The organism is Paeniglutamicibacter psychrophenolicus (assembly GCF_030812255.1).
Lineage (GTDB): Bacteria > Actinomycetota > Actinomycetes > Actinomycetales > Micrococcaceae > Paeniglutamicibacter > Paeniglutamicibacter psychrophenolicus_A.
The window spans coordinates 64,907-83,077 of record NZ_JAUSSH010000002.1; the positions used below are offsets into that span (position 1 = coordinate 64,907).

Here is an 18,171-nt window from a genome sequence, read left to right on the forward strand (position 1 = left end):
GAACCGGGGTAATCTCGTGCGCATGGATATGGGCGAACTGGTTATTGAACGTGAATTTTCCGCACCCCGCGGTGCGGTGTGGGCGGCCTTCACCGAGCCGGAAATCCTGGCCGAATGGTTTGGCCCCGAGGGCTGGGGCGTGCACGTGGATACCGTGACCATCGAGCCGCGCGTGGGTGGCGTCCAGAAGTTCGTGATGCACCTGCTGGAGGACCCGACCAAGACCTCGCCGGTGCACGCGACGTTCACCGAAGTCCGTGAGCACGAGCTGCTGGTCGGGGAGGACGGGCCGCATGAGATGACCCTGAACCTGGTCATCGAAATGCGCGTCGAGTTCGCCGACTGCCCCACGGGGACCGCGCTGCGGATCACCCAGGGTCCGCTCCCGGCCGAGGTTCTGGAACCGGCACGTGCCGGCTGGGAATCCTCGTTCACCAAGCTGGACCGCCTGTTCGCCATGCACCTTTAGCAGGCGCCGCTCCTAGCCGCGGCCGATGAACGGCATTCCGGCCGCGGTGATGGTGACTTGGTTGACGGACACCTCGGCAGGAGCGGAGGCCATGAACTCAATGGCCGCGGCAGCCTGGTCCATGTCGAAGGTGGGCTCCACCTTCCGGCTGCCGTCGGCCTGCAGCGCGCCCGAATCCGCACCGACATCCTTCATCATTTCCGACGCGGCGTTGCCGATGTCGATCTGCGAGCAGGTGATGCCATAGGGCCGGCCATCCAGCTCGATGGAGCTGGTCAGGCCAGTAATTGCGTGTTTGGTTACCGCGTATGCGACCGATGCCGGGCGGGGCACCTGGGCGCTGATCGATCCGTTGTTGATGACGCGCCCGCCGCCGGTTTCCTGCATGTGCCTGAACGCGGCCCCGGCGCAGTACATCGCACCGCTGAGGTTGACGGCACAGACCTCTTGCCACTGCTGTGCGGTGAGCTCGCCGATGGTTGCGACCGGCCCAAAGACCCCGGCATTGTTGAAGAGCACATCGATCTTGCCAAAGCGTTCGATTCCCGCGTTGAAAAGCTGCTCGACGGCGGTCGGGTCGGTGATGTCGGTGGGCACCACGAGGGCATGGGGGTGCCCGGCGGCACTTTGCTCAAGCTGGAGCCCGCGGCGGCCGGCCAGGACGACATTCCACCCCGCATTGAGCATCCGCCCGGTGACGGCCTTGCCGATGCCGGAGCCGGCCCCGGTGACCAGGATGGTTCGAGGTGCGGGCGTGGCATGTTCCTGGGGTGCGGTCAAGGGGATCATCCTTTGGAAATGAAGCTGTCATTTGGGTGGTTGCGGGCAGGGATCTGCCCGGGGGGTCTTCGCGTCCCAGACTACCGAAGTCGTTGGTGACGTGGCTCGATCACGGAACCCTGCGGCATTGGTGCCGGCTCTTCGGTGCACCCCGGGGACATGCCAGCGGTGGGATCCCGTGGCCGTGCCTGGAATCCCACCGTGGTGGTCATGGTGCCTGAAAGTCGTGTGTCGGCGCCCGAACGGATAGCTTCGGCGGGGTGGCCGGCGCTAACTGCGTGCGGCGCGGAAGCGCGACCAGAAACCGATGCGAGCCTTGGAGCCGCGCGGACCGCGGCTCATGTCGGGGTCGAGGCCGCCGATGGGGTGGAAAATCCCTGTGCTTAGTGCCGTAGAGGGCTCCGGAACGAAGCGTGGGGTTTTCTCGCTGGTTGCTTCAACGATGGGCTGGGTGATTTTCATGCGTTCCTCCTCTTAATGGCGAGATTCCAAGATATGAAATCTTAATATTGCTTAGTGAAATTAAGTATGTAGGTGAATCGGCGGAAAGGCAAGGGTTCGACGTAACTTATTTCACACCGGATCGGCTCTGGCGCTGCAGGGCGAGCCGAAAGTTTTTCGGCAGGGCCCTTGACGGAGCGGCTGTGATGCGGGTTACATAGTGTGAACACGAAGTTCCACCATCCAGAAACATCGAGTCGAATCCGGTTTCCAAAACCGGTTGTAAGGGTGTTCAGCCCTGGATGGTGCAAGCAACCCAAGCAGGATGAAAGAGCTGACCACCCCATGAACATTTCCCGTTTCAATGCACTCGACTCGAATGCCGCTACAGCAGTCCTTCAACCATGTGCCGACATCGTTCGCTGGGTTGAAGCCATTCTTGCTGCCCGTCCGTTTGCTTCGGTCAACGAACTCCTGGAAACCGCCGAAACCGCTGCATCCCCTTTCACCGAAGCGGAAATCGACGCGGCACTGGCCCACCACCCCCGCATCGGGGAACGTGCCGCTGGTTCCTCCGCGGAAGCGGCGCTAAGCCGCGGCGAACAATCCGGGCTCGACATCGACGAGCAGGTTGCAGCAGGCCTCCTGGCTGGAAACCGTGCCTACGAAGAGCGGTTCTCCCGCGTCTTCCTCATTCGGGCCGCCGGACGCACCAGCGAAGGAATCCTTGCCGAACTGCACCGGCGCCTCGACAACGACCCCGCCACCGAGGTGGCGGAAGTCGGCGAACAGCTGCGTGCCATCGCGCTGTTGCGCCTCGCCTCGGCCTTTGACGCCGTCCCAGCGCGCTAGGAAGCGCCACTGGACCTCATTCACTTCCACTCATCGAACCCCGAAGGAGTCTCTTGATGAGCGCCACCCAGACTGAACGCAGTCACATCACCACCCATGTACTGGACACCGGGACCGGGAGGCCTTCCTCCGGTGTCAGGGCCACGCTGGAAGCCAAGGCGGCATCCGGCTGGCAAGAAATCGGAACCGGGGTGACCGACCGCGACGGGCGGATCGCGAACCTCGGCCCGACACAGGTTGAAGCGGGGCACTACCGGATCACTTTCGATACGGGTGCCTACTTTGGAAAGACGGGCACGGAAACCTTCTTTCCCGAGGTGGTGATCGGCTTCAGTATCACGGACACGGCCGATCACTACCACGTACCTCTTCTTATCAGCCCGTTTGCATTTTCCACGTACCGAGGGAGCTAAACACCATGACTACATTTGCATCCGACCCAGCGACCGGCACCGAAACCGGCAACAAGATCGTCTTGGGCTCGAACCAATACGGCAAGGCCGAGGTCCGACTGGTCAAGATCACCCGTGACACCACGCGCCACGAGATCGAGGACCTGAACGTCACTTCGCAGCTGCATGGGGACTTCCTGGCGGCCCACATCGACGGGGACAACGGCCACGTCGTGGCCACCGACACCCAGAAGAACACCGTCTACGCCTTCGCCCGCGGCGGCGTGGGCTCGCCCGAGGAATTCCTGGCCCGCCTCGGCAAGCACTTCACCAGCGAATTCGACTGGGTCACCGGCGGCCGCTGGGCGGCCGAGCAGTACTTCTGGGACCGCATCCAGGACCACGACCACGCCTTCTCACGCAACAAGTCCGAGATCCGCACCGCGGTGCTGGAAATCCGCGAGGGTGAGACCTCGGTGCTGGCCGGCATCCGGGACCTCACGGTGCTGAAGTCCACCGCCAGCGAGTTCCGCGGCTTCCCGCGCGACAAGTACACGACGCTGGAGGAAACCGACGACCGGATCCTGGCCACCGACGTGACCGCACGCTGGCGCTACAACAGCCAGGCGGCCGCCTCCGGCGGCATCGACTTCAACGCGGTCTATGCCTCGGTGCGCGAGTTGCTGCTTGCGGGGTTTGCCGCCACGCACTCCTATGCGCTGCAGCAGACGATGTTCGAGATGGGCAAGGCCGTTCTCGAGGCGCATCCGGAAATCGAGGAGATCAGGTTCTCGCTGCCCAACAAGCACCACTTCCTGGTTGACCTCTCGCCGTTCGGCCAGGACAACCCCAACGAGGTCTTCTTCGCGGCGGATCGCCCGTACGGCCTGATCGAGGCGACGATCACCCGCGAGGGAGTTCCCGCCAACCACACCATCTGGGAAAACACGCCCGGATTCTGCTAGTCGATGAGGTTTCGGGGGTGCCGGCGCTGCCACGCGGGCACCCCCGATTCATCGCAACCATCAAGGAGTTCAGACATGAAGGCTGCGCACGTCAAAAGTACTACACTCCGTCCCGAGGACGAGCGGTTGCCCCTGGGCAAAACCATCGCCTACGGACTCCAACACGTACTGACCATGTACGGCGGAATCATCGCGCCACCGTTGATCATCGGCGGGGCCGCCGGGCTCACCCCCGAGCAGATCGGCGTGCTGGTTGCCAGCTGCCTCTTTGTCGGAGGGCTGGCCACGATCCTGCAAACCGTCGGCATCCCCTTCTTCGGGGCCCAGCTCCCGCTGGTCCAGGGAACGTCCTTCGCCTCGGTCTCCACCATGGTGGCCATCGTCAACGGCGACGGCGGCCTGCAATCGGTCTTTGGCGCCGTGCTTGCGGCCTCGCTGATCGGCTTTCTTATCGCGCCCTTCTTCGCCAAGATCGTGCGGTTCTTCCCGCCGGTGGTCACCGGCGTGGTGATCACGATGATCGGGCTTTCGCTGACTCCCGTGGCAGCCAACTGGGCCATGGGCGGCAACGCCAAGGCCGATGACTACGGCTCGCTGGCCAACATCGGTCTTGCCGGAATGACGATGCTCATCGTGCTGCTGCTCTCCAAGGTCGGCAAGGCCGCGATCTCGCGCCTGTCGATCCTGCTGGCCATGGTCATCGGCACCGTCATCGCCGTGTTCCTGGGCATGGCCGACTTCTCCGCGGTGCCCCACGGGTCGATCTTCGCCTTCCCGCAGCCCTTCGCCTTCGGCTGGCCGGTCTTCGAGGTCGGCGCGATCGTCTCGATGACCATCGTTGTCATCGTGATCCTCACCGAAACCACTGCCGACATCCTCGCGGTGGGCGAGATTGCCAAGACCCGCGTCGACTCCAAGCGCATCGCCAACGGCCTGCGCGCCGACATGGCCTCCAGCGTCCTGGCTCCGGTCTTCAACACCTTCACCCAGAGCGCGTTCGCACAAAACGTCGGACTGGTGGCCATCACCGGGGTCAAGTCCCGATTCGTGGTCACCGCCGGCGGCGGCATCCTGGTGGTGCTGGGCCTGCTGCCGATCCTCGGCCGCGTGGTCGCGGCCATCCCCACCCCGGTGCTGGGCGGGGCGGGCATCGTGCTCTTCGGCACCGTTGCCGCCTCGGGCATCCGCACGCTGGCCAGCGTCAAGTACGAGAACAACCTGAACATGATCATCGTGGCAACCTCCATCGCCTTCGGCGCGCTGCCGATCGTGAAGACGGATTTCTACGACCAGTTCCCGACCTGGTTCGCCACCATCTTCCACTCGGGCATCAGCTCGGCGGCGGTCATGGCGGTGCTGCTGAACCTGTTGTTCAACGAGCTGAAGATCGGCACCCCGAAGCGGGACGGCTCGGCATATGCTGCCGCGCCCCCGCGGATGCTAATTGCCGAGCAGATCCCGCGCATCGTCAAGGCCGAAGAAGTCCGCGGGCTGCTGGAGGGCGACCACTTCAAGTCCGGGCGGCTCATTGACGCGGCCGGCGAGGAAATCCCGGTCGTGGACGACGACGAATTCAAGGGCATCGTGGCGGACTACCGCAAGAGGTGCGAGGAGGCCGGCGTGCCCTGCCCGGACGAGTCCGAGTTCGTTCGTTCGGGCCCGGCTTCGCCGCCGCACCACTGAGACGCGGGCACTGCCATCGCGTTGAGCTCCAAGGCGGTCCGGCCGGAGGCAGGGAACCAGGTTCCCCGCCTCCGGCCGGACCGCCTTGTGGTGCCTGCGCCGGACTTAGCCCGCGGTGACGGCCAGGGCTGCGGAAAGCTGGGCCGTGGCCGCGCGCAGGTGCGGTATGGCCCGGGAGGTGAACTCGTCGGTCACGCGGGTGACGGGCCCGGATACGGAGATGGCCATCGGCGTCGGCGCGCCCGGGACCGACATGCCCAGGCAGCGCACGCCCAGTTCCTGCTCTTCCTCGTCGATGGCGTAGCCGCGGGCGCGGACCGCCTCGAGCTCGTCGAAGAGCTGGTGCATGGTTGTGATGGTCTTGGGCGTGTGGGCGGGCATGCCGGCCTGGTTGACCAGCCGCTGGACCCGGTCGTTGTCCAGCACCGCCAGGATGGCCTTGCCCACGCTCGTGCCGTGCAGCGAGGAGCGGCGTCCGACCTCGGTGATCATGCGCATGGCGTGCGGCGACTGGGCCTGGGAGATGTAGGTGACCATGTCGCCGTCGAGCACCGCGATGCTGGCCGATTCGCCCAGTTCGTTCACCAGGGTCTGGAGAATGGGCGTGGACAGGGCGCCCAGTTGGCGGTTGGCGACTTCGCCGAGGCGGATCAGCCGCGGGCCAAGGGCGTAGCGGCGGTTGTTCAGCTGGCGCACGTAGCCGATTCCGACCAGGGTGCGCAGCAGCCGGTGGATGGTGGGCAGCGGGAGCGGGGTGTCCACGGCAAGTTCGCTCAGTGCGGCCTCTCCGCCGGCCCGGCCAATGAGTTCGAGCAGCTCGAATGCGCGCTCGACGGACTGGACGCCCGGTGTCGTCTTTGTTTCGGCCATGGAGGTGCTCCTGATGTCGGTGGTCCGCGGAGGGGGATTCCCGGTCCGGCGATCCCGCAAACGGGTGGGTTGTTAGGCCTTACGTTACCGGAGCCGGGGCCAACTTTTCCGCAATCCGGAAGTTTTCGTGGAAAATCTAGTGACGCAGTCCACAAGTAGGCTTGTAATTTCACTGAGTAGATAATAGTATCCACTATACGGAAACATTTACAGGAGGACGAAATGGCTGTTCCAAGCCCAGGCTACTCAGTGACGTTGCGTGTTGAAACGCCCGTCTCCATTACGGCGACCACCGAATTGGCTGCCGCGGTCGGCCGCGCAGGCGGCTCCATCACGGCACTGGACGTGGCCGAGTCCGGCCACGACACCATGGTCGTCGACGTCAGCTGCAACACCACCGACGCCGACCACGGACAGGTCGTCCGCGATGCGCTGAACGACCTCGAGGGCGTCACCGTCCGAAATATTTCCGACCGCACCTTCCTGATGCACCTGGGCGGCAAGCTCGAGGTCGTCCCGAAGGTCGCCCTGCGCAACCGCGACGACCTCTCCCGCGCCTACACCCCGGGTGTGGCCCGCGTGTGCATGGCCATCGCCGAGAACCCCGAGGATGCCCGCAACCTCACCATCAAGCGCAACACCATCGCCGTGGTCACCGACGGCTCGGCCGTCCTGGGCCTGGGCAACATCGGCCCGGCCGCGGCCCTTCCGGTCATGGAGGGCAAGGCGGCGCTGTTCAAGCAGTTCGCCAACGTCGATGCCTGGCCGGTCTGCCTGGACACCCAGGACACCGAGGAGATCATCATGATCGTCAAGGCCCTCGCCCCGGTCTACGGAGGGGTGAACCTCGAGGACATCGCGGCCCCGCGCTGCTTCGAGATCGAGGCCCGGCTGCGCGAGGAACTGGACATCCCGGTCTTCCACGACGACCAGCACGGCACCGCCATCGTCACCCTGGCCGCCCTGACCAACGCACTGCTGGTGGTCGGCAAGCAGATCGACCAGGTCCGCATCGTCGTCTCCGGCGTCGGCGCCGCCGGCAACGCCATCATCCAGCTGCTGGCCGCACGCGGCGCGAAGAACATCATTGCCGCAGGCCGCAACGGAGCGATCAGTGCCGCGGATGTCTCCTCCGACCCGCACCGCCAGTGGCTCGCCGAGAACACCAACCCGGAGCAATTCACCGGAACGCTCAAGGAAGCCGTTGTCGGGGCCGATGTCTTCATCGGTGTTTCGGCACCGAACGTCCTGGACGAGGCCGACATCGCAGCCATGAACAAGGACGCCATCGTCTTTGCCATGGCCAACCCGGACCCGGAGGTCGATCCGATCGCCGCCGGACGCCACGCAGCAGTGGTTGCCACGGGCCGTTCGGACTTCCCGAACCAGATCAACAACGTGCTGGCATTCCCGGGCTTCTTCCGCGGCCTGCTCGATGCCCGCGTTGCAGACATCACCGACGAAATGTTGTTGGCCGCAGCCGATGCCATTTCCGCCCGCGTCAGCCAAGATGAACTTAACCCCGGCTTCATCATTCCCTCCGTCTTCGACCCGCATGTGGCCGCAGACGTTGCCCAGGCCGTTGCCACCGCGGCCGCGAAAAACAAGTAGCAAGAAAGTCTGGTCCACCACCATGAGCATCACCCTGACCCACACCCCGGCCGTTGCCAAGGCCGATGAGATCCTTTCCCCCGCGGCCCTGGCCTTCGTGCAGAAGCTGCACGAAAAGTTCGCCTCCACCCGCGAGACGCTCCTCGAGGCGCGCGTTGCCGCGCGCGCCGAGGTAGTCAAGACCGGCACCCTGGACTTCGACCCGGCCACCGCGGAAATCCGCAACGGCGACTGGAAGGTCGCCCCGGCCCCTGCAGCGCTGCAGGACCGCCGCGTGGAAATCACCGGCCCGGCCACCCCTGCCAAGATGGCCATCAACGCCCTGAACTCCGGCGCCAAGGTCTGGCTCGCGGACCTCGAAGACGCCTCGACCCCGACCTGGCACAACGTCATCGACGCCCTGGTGAACCTCACCGACGCCGCCGCCGGCACCCTGTCCTTCGAGGACGCGGGCAACGGCAAGTCCTACGCGCTGCGCACCGACGCACCGCTGGCCACCGTCGTGGTCCGCCCACGCGGCTGGCACCTGCCCGAGGCCAACGTGCTCATCAACGGCGAACAAGCCGTCGGCGCACTGGTCGACTTCGGCCTGCACTTCTTCCACAACGCGCGTGTGCTTTCGGAAAAGGGCCAGGGCCCGTTCTACTACCTGCCCAAGATGGAGTCCCACCTCGAGTCCCGCCTGTGGAACGACGTGTTCTCCTTCGCCGAGGCCGAGCTGGGCATCGAACACGGCACGGTGCGCGCCACCATGCTCATCGAGACCATCACCGCCGCATTCCAGATGGACGAGATGCTCTACGAGCTGCGCGACTACGCCTCGGGCCTGAACGCCGGGCGCTGGGACTACCTCTTCTCCATCATCAAGTACTTCCGCGAGGCCGGCGACGCGTTCATCATGCCCGACCGCGCCGACGTGGCAATGACCGCCCCGATGATGCGCGCCTACACCGAACTGCTGGTGGCCACCTGCCACAAGCGCGGAGCCTTCGCGATGGGCGGCATGGCCGCGGTCATCCCGAACCGCCGCGAACCCGAGGTCACCGCAGCGGCCTTCGAGAAGGTCCGTGCGGACAAGACCCGCGAGGCCAACGACGGCTTCGACGGCTCCTGGGTCGCACACCCGGACCTGGTCCCGGTCTGCGTGGAGGTCTTCGACTCCGTGCTGGGGGAGAAGCCCAACCAGATCGACCGGCAGCGCCCGGAGGTCAACGTGACCGCCGCACAGCTGCTCGATGTTGCCTCCGCACCGGGCTCGGTCACCGAGGCCGGGCTCAACACCAACCTCTACGTGGCGGTGGCCTACACCGCCGTGTGGCTCTCGGGCACCGGCGCGGTGGCCATCCACAACCTCATGGAGGATGCGGCAACCGCCGAGATCTCGCGTTCGCAGATCTGGCAGCAGATCCACAACAAGGTCGTCGCCGCGGACACCGGCAACACCATCACCGCCGAGCTGGTCGCCAAGGCCCTCGAGGTGCAGGTTGCCAAGCTGCGTGCCGAGGTCAACGACGAGAAGGCCTTCAAGGCGTACTACGCACCGGCAGCCGATTTGATCGGCCGCCTGGTCTCCGGCCGCGACGAGGACTTCGAAGACTTCCTCACCCTTCCGGCCTACCGCCTGCTGAGCACCGAACTGGTGTCGAAGTGAGTGCCGGCGGCGTGCTTGGCGCCGAGACCCTGGCAACCGTTGAGCGCGACCTCGCGGCCACCGACGAGCTGCTGAGCAAGGGCTACCCGGGGGACTCCGGGGTCCGCCAGCCGATCCACACGCTCTACATCCCGGCCGACCGCTACACCCCCGAGCTGCCCGCAGCCATGGGCGCGGCGGCGCTGGAAAAGGCCGGCGGCACCGCCGGCCTGGCGGCCCTGGCCGGACGGCTGGGCCTGTCCCAGCCCGGCGAGCTGGCCGAGCTGGTCGCCGCGAAGCTGGAGCGCGAGCCCATCGAGGACCTGCGCCTTGACTTCGAGGACGGCTATGGGGATCCCGGGGACGACATCGAGGACGCCGCCGTCATCAAGGCCGCGCAGCTGGTCACCCAGGCCGTTGCCGAGGGAACGGCCCCGCCGTTCATCGGCATCCGCTTCAAGTGCTTCGAGGCGCCCACCCGGGCCCGCGGGCTGCGCACCCTTGACCTGTTCGTCTCCACGCTGGCGCGTGCCGGCGAGCTGCCCGAGGGCCTGGTGCTGACCCTTCCGAAGGTCACCACCGTCGCCCAGGTGAAGGCCATGGTCTTCGTCTGCGAGCAGCTCGAGGCCGCCCACGGCCTGCCGGCCGGACGCCTGCGCTTCGAGGTGCAGATGGAAACCCCGCAGCTGATCCTCGCCGCCGATGGCACGGTGCCCTCCGCGGCACTGATCCACGCCGGGAAGGGCCGCGTTTCCTCGCTGCACTACGGCACCTACGACTACTCGGCCTCGCTCGGCATTGCCGCGGCCTACCAGTCGATGGAGCACCCGGCAGCGGACTACGCCAAGAACGTCATGCAGGTGGCCGTTGCCGGCACCGGTGTGCACCTCTCCGACGGCTCGACCAACATCCTGCCCCTCGGCGAGGCTGATCAGGTCGAGGCTGCCTGGGCGCTGCATGCCCGTCTGGTGCGCCGCCACCTGGAACGCGGCATCTACCAGGGCTGGGACCTGCACGCCCACCAGCTGGCCACCCGCTACCTGGCGACCTACGCGTTCTACCGCGAGGGCTTTGCCGCCGCGGCGGTGCGCCTGCGCAACTACGTCCACAAGGTCGAATCGGCCATCATGGACGAGCCGGCCACCGCGAAGGCGCTGGCCAACTTCATCCGCCGCGGGCTGATCTGCGGTGCGTTGACGGGTGGGGAAATCACCGAGCAGGCAGAAATTTCATTGACCACCCTAGAAGCAATCGCGCTTGCGCGAGCAACACAGACGGAGGATTCACATGTCTAAGATCCAGACCCGAGCCGATGCAAGCTACTACTCCAACTACGGCGGGCACCCGCCGCAGACCGACCTGCTGACGGACCGCGCCATCGTCACCGAGGCGTACACGGTGATCCCGCGCGGCGTGCTGCGCGACATCGTCACCTCCGTCTTCCCGGAATGGACCGGAACCCGTGCCTGGGTGCTGAACCGCCCGGTCGCCGGCGGGGCGACCACCTTCGCCCAGTCCATCGTCGAGGTTTCCCCCGGCGGCGGCTCGGAGAAGCCGGAGCCGCAGGCCGAGGTCCAGTCCTTCCTCTTCGTGGTCGCAGGTGCACTGACCGTGACCATCAACGGGCAGACCCAGACCCTGGAAGAAGGCGGCTTCGCCTTCGCCCCGGCGGGTGCCACCTGGTCGGCGCACAACAACGGCGTCGAGGTTGCCACCTTCCACTGGATCCGCAAGCGCTACGAGGTCCTGGCCGGCGTCGCCGCCCCGGGCCCGGTCTTCGGCAACGAGAAGGACATGGCACAGGGTGCCATGCCTGAAACCGACGGCAAGTGGCGCACCACGCGCATGCTTGACCCGGAGGACGTGGCATTCGACTTCGGCGTGAACATCGTGACCTTCGAACCGGGCGCATCGATCCCGTTCGCCGAGACCCACGTGATGGAGCACGGCCTGTACGTGCTCGAGGGCAAGGCCGTCTACCGCCTGAACGCGGACTGGGTTGAGGTCGAGGAAGGGGACTACATGTCCCTGCGCGCCTTCTGCCCGCAGGCCTGCTACGCCGGTGGACCGTCAAACTTCCGCTACCTGCTCTACAAGGACCAGAACCGCCAGATCGCGCTGTAGTCCCGCAAAAGGCCAAAGCCGGGTGTACGCGAATCCAATCTTCCTGGATTCGCGTGTACCCGGCTTTTTTGCTCTCCGGATTCGGGCCGTGCCTACCAGGCGGGCAGCACCGGCAGTTCCCCGTTGGCTTCGACGTGCCGTCCCTGTCCGCGGGAAAGCCATTCGAGCATGCCCTCGCGGTCGGATTCCACGCGCAGGGCACCGTCGCCGATGACCCACGTATCGCCTTCCTCGGTCACCAGGGTCATGCCCGGGGCGTTCTTGGCCCGCATAGTGCGCACCGCGGCCTCGACGGCGTCCAACTGGGAATCCGGGTCGGCCTCCGCGATGGTCCAAGCGGTGTCCAGGTCCTGGTGGTGGACGACGATTTCGGCGATGCGCAGCGCCACAATGGAGGTGGCGGGGATGACCTTGCCGTGCAGGTCCACCTCTTCGACGGCGAGCTGGCCGGTCAGGCGTTCGGTCTGCTCGGCGAAGAATTCGGCGGAGGTTCGGAATTTCTCGACCAGTTCGTGGCCGGGGAGTGCCGCGAGGGCAGCGATCTCCTCGGCGCGGGCCTCGGGCGATGCGTAGAGCTGCTGCTCGTCCCCGGTGGTGGCCCAGTCGATGAGCTTCACCAGGGCACGGCCGTTGGAGGCGAGGTGGGCGATGACATCTGCCCTGCTCCAGCCCTCGCACAGCGATGGTGCGGCCATTTCATCGGCGGACAGGGTCTCAATCGTTGCCAGCATCATGGAGGTTTCGCGGCCGAGGCGGGAGAGGTCAGAGTGCAAGCGGGCGGGGTTGATCATGTGGACACCATACCAACGCGCAAGCGTCTTTTTGCTCCGCAAATCGATCCATAGGCAACCGCTATCAACTCATATCTCTGTGTCCGTTGGGCTTCCGCGGAGGGCATCTCGGAGGGCTAGCATTGACGCGCGGCGCGTGCGCTGGCCGGCACGATGAAGGATCCGGGACGGTGCCCGGATGCAGGCCTACGGATACGGCTTGTGCCAAAGCCCGGCGTCCAACAGCCCGCTGCGTTCGATCGGAACCAAGCCGTCATCGAGGCACCTGAGCCGGGTGTAGATCTCCCGCATTTCCCCCTTGCCGGCAACCAGTCCGTGCTGCGCGGCCAACTTCAGGACTGTGACGGTGCCGACCAGCGCGATCCTGCCCACGCGCGGGTTCCCCGCCTCGCGCAGGCGCTTCAAGCGGCTGCGCTGGACGCTGGCAAGCTGCCGCCCGGCACCGTCATCAATCAGGACGGTGACCTCTGCGCCGGCCTTGGCTGCGACCAGTGCGTGGGCGATGACCATGATCTCCCCGAGGTCCTTGCCGGTCTTCATGCGGTCGGCCATGGGCATCCCGGCGACGTCGGTGACCGCCCGTGCCAACTCATCGGTCCACTCGTCGGACAGGATCTGCATGTATTGGCCCAGCCTCGACCAGACAACCGAGGCATGCCCAAAACGGCCTTCTTCCCGATTCGCCTTGCGCAGGACCTCGTCGCGCACCGTCTCGGGCGCACAGAGCGGCCCGAGCACACCGATGAGCAGGCGCTGCTTGTTGATGGAGAAGAAGTTGAGCGCGGGTCCTGCATCGATGACCGGTCGGTGTGCCGTCAAGTCTCGTCCTGTCCGGCTCCCGGCCCCGGGCCCCCGAACTCGTCGAGTTCGGGCAAGTCCCAGGGCACCGTTGGCACCTGGATGTCGTCATCGAGGCTGTCATCGTGGGATACGGGGATGATGCCCGCCTCGCGAAGCTCACGCTTGGCGTCGGCAGCCTCGATCCCGCGCAGCGTTGCAATTGCCTGCGCCGAGACCACCGAATCCCGGTAGCCGGCAATGGCTCGCCGCAGGAGCTTTTGCGGTGCCCGGCTCTTTTGCGACTGCATTTGCAGTGCCTGGTACTGGTCGGCCCAGCCAAATTGGGCGGCAAGCCGCGGTGTCGAGTACTGCCACCAGGCATCTTTCGTGGCGGCATCGACCAGATTCATCTCGGCCATGGCGATAAGTGCCATCTGGGGAGAAACCAGGAACCATTGCACCACGTCCGAGAGCACGGCCGGATCATCCACGAGGCGGCCATCGAGGTACTCGCGCAGGCCCTTGCGCGGAATGAGCAGGTGTCCTGCAAAGGCGTCGGCACGCATTTCCCCGTGGCTGCGGCGATCCCAGTTGCCCCCGCCGTAGTCGGCCCAGTCGTTGAAAACGAGGTGGGCCAGCTCGTGGGCCAGCGTGCTGCGCTGGCGCATGGGGTGGGGGGACCTTGCGACTCCCATGAACATGACGTCGCGTTCGGGGTCCCGCACGGTCAACCCATGCTCGTGTGTGTCATCGACATCCAGCACGGCCACGTCGATGCCGGTGGCCTGTTCGATCAGCGAAACCAGGTCTCCGAGGGGCTGCAGGCCCAGGCGGTGGTGTTCACGGAATTGTGCCGCCGCCGTGAATGCTTCTTCCGTGGGTCTCATGGTGAAAGGTCCTTAGGAGGCCTGGATGCCTTGGCGGTCGAGGTACTCGTCCAGTTCCAGGAAGTTGAGCAGGGCCCCGCGCATGCGGTTCATGTCCGATCCGTCGGTTGCCCGGGCGGCGCACTGGACCCGGTCCGGGAGCGTGCGCATGCCGCTGAGTTGGGCAACGGTGCGCCCCGTCGCCCATGCGATCTGGATGATCTCGGGCATTTTTGCCAAGCGTTCCCCCGACAGGATCCGGGAGATCGTCGATTGTGAGATGTCCGTTTGGTCGGCCAGGGCGCGTTGGCTCAGGTTCGCGCCGCGCATGGCTTCGGCGATGAGCGCCCCGATGTCTTTTGCTGTCGTCATGGCCATGCACCTCGCCTTCGCGCTTTCGTGGTTGTCAAAAACTCTTTGAATCATTAATGCCCCTACTGATTCAGTATAGTTGAACCCCTGGTTCCCGTGCCAGGGATATCCCGGGGAATCGGCGACCTCACACCATATGCGCCACAGCTTGTGGCACATATGGTTCGATGCCCGCCGGGGCTCCCGGCAACCATCAATTTCGATCGACAGGACCCGGCCTAAACCTCCGTGGTGTTCTCCGCCGGTATGTTGGGGGAGTGACTCAAACGGTGGAGATGACACGACGGCTGATACTCGACAGGCCCTCAACCGGCGATGTGGACGAGGTGTTTGCCATCGCCAACGACCCTCGCACCTGGTCGCACCTTCCCGAGGCGCTGGTCACGGACCCGGACCAGACCGCTGCCTTGTTGGCAATGTTCCACGCGGGGTGGAAGTCCAACGGGCTTGCCGCCTGGGTCGTCCGCCTGGGAAACGCTCAAGGCCTTCCGGGCCTGGCACCCAGCCAGCTGCTCGGGACCGGGGGAGTGAACCTGATCCAGACGGGTGCCGGGACCGAGATCTGGAACCTGGGCTACAGATTGGACCCGGCCTGCTGGGGGCACGGGTTCGCCACCGAGCTGGCCACGTACGCGGTCGAACGCGCCCGAGCCACCAGTAAAGAAGTTCCGGTCATAGCCAGGGTGCTATCCACCAACGCCCCCTCGGCCAGGGTCGCGCAGAAGGCAGGGCTGCAGCTGAGGTGGGAAGGCCCGGCGACTGTGCAGACAGTGGCAGCCGCGGGGGGAGCCGCGCCCACGCGACTCATCCTGGCCGACCGGGAGCTGGAGCCCGAGGTTCTTGAATGGCTGGTCTCCCGCGGATAACTGCGTCTTCCGCGGGAGACCGCTTCCAATGCCGCTATTCGCCGTCGCGCACGCGCCGGGCGAAGTTCAACACGTGTTCCTGCAGCACGTTGATGCGCCGGTGCACTTCGGCCTCGCGGTCAAAGCCGATGTACGGCAACGACTTCATCATGCGGACATTGGCGGAGCATTCGAAGTTGGCACATACCAAAAGGCCGATGGTGTCGCCGTCGCGACCCGCCTGCCCGCCGGCCTTGGCGTTGAAGAACAGCACGTCGTTGGGCAGGTCAACGTCTTCACACCACGAGCACTGGGGGCGGTTGCGGATCTTGCCCTCGGCCTTGCGGAACATGATGCCCACGGGTGCATCGCCCAGGGAGGTGACGACGTAGCCGACCAGCGGCAGTTTCGGATCCCGCCACCCCAGGAATTCAAGGTTGTCCCAGTCCAGGGAGCCGAAGTTTTCCGGGAGGGTGATGGCCTTGCGCTCGCGCAGCGAGGCGTTGATGAAGGAGGCGCGGATTTGTTGTTCGATGAGGGGGAGCATGGAGAAAAGGTCCTGACTGTCTTGCCGCCGCTTCGCCGCAGCGCGGGCGAGGGGGCACGTTCGGGGTGGGTTTACGCGTTCCGCCGGTGCAGAGGCGCAGGAAAGCGCGAAAAACCTGCAGCGGATGCGGGCGCGCCACGGGGGCGCAAAAAATCACCGAAAGCGGACAGCCCTATCTCGAGCCGGCGAAAAAGACGCCGGCTACCCCCGAACGCCCGCGGGGCAGCTGGGTCGAGATCGTGATGGACATGGGAAAAAGTATACGCCCGCGCAACGGGTGTCCGTCGGGACGCGGTCAGTCGCGCAGCAGGCTCCGCAACGGGGTCCATCCGAGGGGAAGCGGGCTGCGGATATCGGCGCGTTGCCGATCAGCCTCGGCGGACCAGCCCTGGGCGGCTCTCGCGCCACGCTCGCCGACGGCCCCGCGGGCCACCCGGAAGCCGACGTCCTCCAGCACGGCGTCGGGTGCACTGCCGCGGCGCACCGATGCCCGGCAGCTCCAGGCCTTGTCGTCCCAGCCGCCGCCGCGCAGGCTCCGGTAGTCGCCGTAGCGGGCGGTGTCCGCGTAGTCCCAGCACCACTCCCAGGCATTGCCGATCATGTCGAACAGGCCAAAGCCGTTGGGCTGCTTGCCCCCGACCGCTTGCGGGCCATCGAGGCCGTCGGCCGAGGTCCAGGCGATGTCAGCCAGCGGCCCATGCGTCGGGGTGCTCGTTCCGGCGCGGGCGGCAAACTCCCATTCGGCTTCCGTGGGGAGCCGGTAGCCCTCGGCCGCCACGTTCCAGAAGACGGTATCGGCGCCGAAAGTGTAGGCGGGCTCGAGCCCCGCCAAGAGGGAAGCGGCATTGCACCAGCGCACCGCATCAAACCAGGTCACCGGATGCATCGGAACGCTCGATCCCGGCCGGCACCTCGGGTTCAGGTCCGGGACTTGCGCCCATTGGTCGCCGGTGACATGCGTGTTGCCGAGTTCGAAGGGGCGCAAGTGCACCTCGCGAACCACCTCGGAACGGGCATCGCGCATGCGAATGCTTCCGGACGGGATCGAGGCCAGGGGAATCTCCACGATTCGATCATGCCCCGGGATGCGGGGAACGGGATAGCGGTCGGTCGCAGATGACCCCACGGGCTGGAACGGAATGGATCGCGAGCGCACGTCATCCAATGGGCGCACCGCCGGGGAAGTAGCGCGGCGGGTCGCGATGCTGTAGACCGGAGGCATGTTCATCCGGCAACTCGAGTACATGGTCGCCCTCGCGCGCGAGCGGCACTTCGTGCGTGCCGCCCAATCCTGCTCGGTCTCCCAGCCCGCCCTCTCGGAGGGGATCCGGAAGCTGGAAAAGGAACTGGATGTTCCCCTGATTCGCCGCGGCAACAAGTTCGAGGGCCTGACCGCCGAGGGCCAGGAGCTCGTCACCTGGGCACATCGGATCCTTGCGGACCGGGACGCCATGAACGACGAAATCGCCGCCATGCGCACCGGGGTCTCCGGCCAGCTGCGCTTCGGCTCCGTTCCCACCGCCTCGATCGCGGTGTCGCTGCTGAACGCACCCTTCTGCGGGCTCCATCCCCGGGCCTCCGTCCAGGTGGTCTCCGACCTGACCTCCCAAGACGTCCTGGGCAAGCTGCGGTCCTTCGAGATCGATGCGGGCATCACCTATATCCAGGATCCGGTGCCGGAGGAATTCCGCGTTCTCCCGCTGTACCTGGAACGCCATGTGCTGCTGACCTCCAGGGGTGCCATGACGGCGTCCTCCGCGACCTGGGCGCAGGCGGCGGCCCTGCCGCTGTGCCTGCTGGCCCCGAGCATGCAGGGCCGGCGGCGCCTGGACGGGGTCTTTGCCGAGGTGGGGGCCGTTCCCGCGCCCCGGCTCGAAACCGACTCCGTGGCCTCGCTCTTCGCGCACGTGCAGACGGGCTCGTGGTCGACGATCGTGCCCGCGGCCTGGCTGCATCTCTTCGGGGTCTCGGCCAATCTGCAGGCCGTGCCGTTGGTTTCTCCCCGGCGCTCCGTGCCGGTCGGGTTGGTGACCCTGGCCCGCGACCCCGCTCCGGTGTTGGTCCGCGCCTTGCTGTCAGTGGCGGAATCAACCGATCTCACGTTCCTTGAGCACCTCCCGGGCGAAAAATCACGATAGCCAGCGCCTATAAGA

The 18,171-nt window shown here is 65.9% G+C and carries 20 protein-coding genes; 11 read left to right on the forward strand and 9 right to left on the reverse strand.

Going from position 1 to position 18,171, the window contains the following annotated elements; all coding sequences use genetic code 11:
• The first annotated feature begins 22 nt into the window (after window positions 1-22).
• Window positions 23-469, forward strand: coding sequence for an SRPBCC family protein (locus tag J2T21_RS03390; protein ID WP_307578499.1), 447 nt, complete (start codon window positions 23-25; stop codon window positions 467-469).
• Between the two features lie 12 nt (window positions 470-481).
• Here J2T21_RS03390 and J2T21_RS03395 read toward each other — a convergent pair whose 3' ends face one another.
• Both J2T21_RS03395 and J2T21_RS03400 read right to left on the reverse strand, forming a co-directional pair.
• A complete protein-coding gene (locus J2T21_RS03395) occupies window positions 482-1,249 on the reverse strand; it encodes an SDR family oxidoreductase (RefSeq protein ID WP_307578501.1) in 768 nt (255 codons plus the stop codon).
• Between the two features lie 270 nt (window positions 1,250-1,519).
• Window positions 1,520-1,711, reverse strand: coding sequence for a hypothetical protein (locus tag J2T21_RS03400; RefSeq protein ID WP_307578503.1), 192 nt, complete (start codon window positions 1,709-1,711; stop codon window positions 1,520-1,522).
• A gap of 324 nt (window positions 1,712-2,035) precedes the next feature.
• Between J2T21_RS03400 and uraD the strand changes: the two genes are divergently transcribed.
• The 4 genes from uraD to J2T21_RS03420 all read left to right on the forward strand — a co-directional run bounded on the left by uraD (window position 2,036) and on the right by J2T21_RS03420 (window position 5,582).
• Window positions 2,036-2,542: a 2-oxo-4-hydroxy-4-carboxy-5-ureidoimidazoline decarboxylase gene (uraD, locus tag J2T21_RS03405; protein ID WP_307578505.1), complete on the forward strand. Its 507-nt coding sequence runs from the start codon at window positions 2,036-2,038 to the stop codon at window positions 2,540-2,542.
• A gap of 56 nt (window positions 2,543-2,598) precedes the next feature.
• Window positions 2,599-2,955, forward strand: a complete 357-nt coding sequence (uraH, locus tag J2T21_RS03410; protein ID WP_307578507.1) for a hydroxyisourate hydrolase — start codon at window positions 2,599-2,601, stop codon at window positions 2,953-2,955.
• A gap of 5 nt (window positions 2,956-2,960) precedes the next feature.
• Window positions 2,961-3,899, forward strand: a complete 939-nt coding sequence (gene pucL / locus J2T21_RS03415; protein ID WP_307578508.1) for a factor-independent urate hydroxylase — start codon at window positions 2,961-2,963, stop codon at window positions 3,897-3,899.
• A 75-nt stretch (window positions 3,900-3,974) separates the two neighbouring features.
• The gene (locus J2T21_RS03420) at window positions 3,975-5,582 is read left to right on the forward strand and encodes a nucleobase:cation symporter-2 family protein (protein WP_307578510.1); all 1,608 of its coding nucleotides are present in this window, start codon (window positions 3,975-3,977) and stop codon (window positions 5,580-5,582) included.
• A 105-nt stretch (window positions 5,583-5,687) separates the two neighbouring features.
• On the opposite strand, the gene J2T21_RS03425 is transcribed toward J2T21_RS03420, so the two are convergent.
• Entirely contained in the window at window positions 5,688-6,452 is a 765-nt protein-coding gene (locus tag J2T21_RS03425; RefSeq protein ID WP_307578512.1) for an IclR family transcriptional regulator, read from the reverse strand.
• Between the two features lie 222 nt (window positions 6,453-6,674).
• Between J2T21_RS03425 and J2T21_RS03430 the strand changes: the two genes are divergently transcribed.
• The 4 genes from J2T21_RS03430 to J2T21_RS03445 are packed head-to-tail and all read left to right on the forward strand — an operon-like array spanning window position 6,675 to window position 11,817.
• The gene (locus J2T21_RS03430; RefSeq protein WP_307578514.1) at window positions 6,675-8,063 is read left to right on the forward strand and encodes an NAD-dependent malic enzyme; all 1,389 of its coding nucleotides are present in this window, start codon (window positions 6,675-6,677) and stop codon (window positions 8,061-8,063) included.
• A 22-nt stretch (window positions 8,064-8,085) separates the two neighbouring features.
• Window positions 8,086-9,714: a malate synthase A gene (aceB, locus tag J2T21_RS03435; RefSeq protein ID WP_307578517.1), complete on the forward strand. Its 1,629-nt coding sequence runs from the start codon at window positions 8,086-8,088 to the stop codon at window positions 9,712-9,714.
• Window positions 9,711-10,988 carry a DUF6986 family protein gene (locus J2T21_RS03440; protein WP_307578519.1) on the forward strand — a complete coding sequence of 426 codons (1,278 nt, stop codon included), beginning with the start codon at window positions 9,711-9,713 and terminating at the stop codon, window positions 10,986-10,988. Before aceB ends, J2T21_RS03440 begins: the two co-directional genes overlap by 4 nt.
• Window positions 10,981-11,817, forward strand: a complete 837-nt coding sequence (locus J2T21_RS03445; RefSeq protein ID WP_307578521.1) for a bifunctional allantoicase/(S)-ureidoglycine aminohydrolase — start codon at window positions 10,981-10,983, stop codon at window positions 11,815-11,817. The genes J2T21_RS03440 and J2T21_RS03445 overlap by 8 nt, the downstream gene beginning before the upstream one ends.
• A 92-nt stretch (window positions 11,818-11,909) precedes the next feature.
• Here J2T21_RS03445 and J2T21_RS03450 read toward each other — a convergent pair whose 3' ends face one another.
• The 4 genes from J2T21_RS03450 to J2T21_RS03465 form a co-directional block, all read right to left on the reverse strand.
• Window positions 11,910-12,608, reverse strand: a complete 699-nt coding sequence (locus J2T21_RS03450) for a maleylpyruvate isomerase family mycothiol-dependent enzyme (RefSeq protein WP_307578523.1) — start codon at window positions 12,606-12,608, stop codon at window positions 11,910-11,912.
• A 186-nt stretch (window positions 12,609-12,794) separates the two neighbouring features.
• On the reverse strand, window positions 12,795-13,427 hold the full coding sequence (locus J2T21_RS03455) for a hypothetical protein (protein WP_307578525.1): 633 nt from the start codon (window positions 13,425-13,427) through the stop codon (window positions 12,795-12,797).
• Entirely contained in the window at window positions 13,424-14,275 is an 852-nt protein-coding gene (locus J2T21_RS03460; protein WP_307578527.1) for an ImmA/IrrE family metallo-endopeptidase, read from the reverse strand. The genes J2T21_RS03455 and J2T21_RS03460 overlap by 4 nt, the downstream gene beginning before the upstream one ends.
• A 12-nt stretch (window positions 14,276-14,287) precedes the next feature.
• Complete coding sequence (locus tag J2T21_RS03465; RefSeq protein ID WP_307578529.1) at window positions 14,288-14,626, reverse strand: helix-turn-helix domain-containing protein; 339 nt, start codon at window positions 14,624-14,626, stop codon at window positions 14,288-14,290.
• Between the two features lie 257 nt (window positions 14,627-14,883).
• Between J2T21_RS03465 and J2T21_RS03470 the strand changes: the two genes are divergently transcribed.
• Complete coding sequence (locus tag J2T21_RS03470) at window positions 14,884-15,492, forward strand: GNAT family N-acetyltransferase (RefSeq protein ID WP_307578532.1); 609 nt, start codon at window positions 14,884-14,886, stop codon at window positions 15,490-15,492.
• A gap of 34 nt (window positions 15,493-15,526) precedes the next feature.
• Here J2T21_RS03470 and J2T21_RS03475 read toward each other — a convergent pair whose 3' ends face one another.
• Entirely contained in the window at window positions 15,527-16,018 is a 492-nt protein-coding gene (locus tag J2T21_RS03475; RefSeq protein ID WP_307578534.1) for an FBP domain-containing protein, read from the reverse strand.
• Between the two features lie 295 nt (window positions 16,019-16,313).
• Window positions 16,314-17,087: a formylglycine-generating enzyme family protein gene (locus tag J2T21_RS03480; protein ID WP_307579529.1), complete on the reverse strand. Its 774-nt coding sequence runs from the start codon at window positions 17,085-17,087 to the stop codon at window positions 16,314-16,316.
• 151 nt (window positions 17,088-17,238) lie between these two features.
• Between J2T21_RS03480 and J2T21_RS03485 the strand changes: the two genes are divergently transcribed.
• On the forward strand, window positions 17,239-18,156 hold the full coding sequence (locus tag J2T21_RS03485) for a LysR family transcriptional regulator (RefSeq protein WP_307578536.1): 918 nt from the start codon (window positions 17,239-17,241) through the stop codon (window positions 18,154-18,156).
• The last annotated feature ends 15 nt before the right edge of the window (window positions 18,157-18,171 follow it).